This window comes from Cohnella caldifontis (assembly GCF_029360585.1).
Lineage (GTDB): Bacteria > Bacillota > Bacilli > Paenibacillales > Paenibacillaceae > Cohnella > Cohnella caldifontis.
In genome coordinates this window covers 1-1,507 of sequence record NZ_JAQZSJ010000048.1, presented here as the reverse complement: position 1 = coordinate 1,507, position 1,507 = coordinate 1, and the positions used below count along the sequence as shown (strand labels likewise).

Sequence of the window (1,507 nt, the reverse complement as noted above, 5' to 3'; positions counted from 1 at the left end):
CACAAAAACCAGCTAATGTTTGTCAAGCTTTAGTGTGTTGGCCGAGAAGTAAGAACCTGATATAATTTTTATCGCACACCAAATAACCTCCATTGGCGTGGAGGGTGTTGGTTAAATATGGGTTATAAAGCGTAGGGCTGGCCCTTCTTCAAGATGGCGTAGATGTAATGCAGTAGCTTGTTGGCGCAAGCAATCACCGTCACCTTGTAGGGCTTGCCCTCTTCTCTTTTCTTGTCGTAATATCCTCGAAGTCTCTCGTTCGTACTTCCCCTGAGTCCGCACTGCACGGCCAGATACAACGCTCTGCGTAACCTTTTTGAGCCTCGCTTTGTTATTCGATTGCTTGTGGCCACGAATTGTCCTGAACTGTACACACGAGGATCTAGACCCGCATATGCGACCAGTTGCTTTGCATTCCCGAACTGCCTTACGTCCCCGATTTCCGATATGATTGTTGCAGCAAGCTTATCTCCCACGCCTGGAATGCTCTTTACAAGCTCCACTTCTGGTAGTTGTGACGCTAGCTGTCTCATCTGCTCCTCGATCGTCTCGAGTTGCTCCTGCATGGAAATAAGCAACGAAACCATACTTTTCAGCATTTGTATCTGAGTAGCGCTTTTCTTATTCTTGCTCCATTGCTCATGGATGGCCTCTAAATGCTCGACTTTCGTTCGAATCCAAGATGTCGAGCGCGATTTACCTGCTTGCTTTCGAATGACTTCTTCCCATTCTTGATCCTGACCAGACAAGCAAATCTGCAATGTAGCAAGCGCTGTAACTGAAAATAAATCGTAAAACACAGTCTCAAAGCTTGGAAACACCTGATCCAACAACGCACGTATATTGAGCTTTGCCTGTACATATAGCGAAGTGATGAATTCATGTTGCCGAGTCACGTGTTGGAGCTCCGTATAGCACTCGTCCCAGCTCCGATGTGGCCCTACATCACCGCGATAGTATATTTCGGCTAGATGCCAAGCATCTGCTGCATCCGTTTTTACTTTGCGGAGTTGCGCGCTCTTGGCGCGTTTGGACAGCAGCGGATTGATGATGAAATGTTTAACTCCGATGCTCGTCAAATACGCTACGACAATGCGATGATAATGGCCAGTTGCCTCTAGAATGACAACAGGCTCCTCTCCGGTGCGCTCCTTAAGCTCTTGAATAACGTTCCCAAGTCTGCTGAACCCGATTTCTGTATGCCTAATCGTCTCCGGCTTTCCGTATACTTCATTACGTCTGATAAACGCTTGAAATACGCTCGCTCCTTTTGATACATCTAGTCCGATAACCGGTTCCATGTCAGCTCCTCCTGATGTAAAAATTGCCGGCACTCCCACGATGGTTCCAAACCCATAGCTTCGCTTGTGATACGAGGTCAATAGCCTCAACCAGCTCAAACATGGTCATTGGAGGTAGTAGGAGAACAGTTTTTGTGACGGGATCATGTCCCAAAAAAGCCCTCGTTCTCCCGGCTACCGCCATCATAGAACGCCTATAAAAATAG

Annotated in this window: 1 protein-coding gene; it reads right to left on the bottom strand. The window is 47.3% G+C overall.

Annotated elements, in window-relative coordinates; all coding sequences use genetic code 11:
- Positions 1 to 122: 122 nt before the first annotated feature.
- On the bottom strand, positions 123 to 1,301 hold the full coding sequence (locus PTZ19_RS25255; protein ID WP_276358474.1) for an IS110 family RNA-guided transposase: 1,179 nt from the start codon (positions 1,299 to 1,301) through the stop codon (positions 123 to 125).
- Between the last annotated feature and the right edge of the window lie 206 nt (positions 1,302 to 1,507).